The organism is Pantoea sp. SIMBA_079, from assembly GCF_046940275.1.
GTDB classification, from domain to species: domain Bacteria; phylum Pseudomonadota; class Gammaproteobacteria; order Enterobacterales; family Enterobacteriaceae; genus Pantoea; species Pantoea borealis.
Window position 1 is genome coordinate 1 of sequence record NZ_JAWRYR010000824.1, and the last position, 241, is coordinate 241.

The 241-nt window shown below is 51.0% G+C and carries 1 pseudogene; it reads left to right on the forward strand.

The annotated features are described in order from the left end of the window. Window positions 1–115, forward strand: a pseudogene (locus tag SB719_RS22255) (cell division protein ZipA); the annotation flags it as partial. Between the last annotated feature and the right edge of the window lie 126 nt (window positions 116–241).

The following is a 241-nucleotide window of genomic DNA, read 5'->3' on the forward strand; positions in this document are numbered from 1 at the left end:
TATTGCCGATGAAGTGGGCGGTGTCGTGCTTGACGATCAGCGCCGTATGATGACTCCGCAGAAATTGCGCGAGTACCAGGACATCATCCGCGAAGTCAAAGACGCCAACGCCTGATACACTTAAGGCAAATTAACTCCTCTTCGAACCCCCGCTTGTCGGGGGTTTTTAGCATTGATGGTGCGATATGGAATCAATCGAACAACAACTGACAGAACTGCGAAGCGTCGTTCGCAGTTCTGT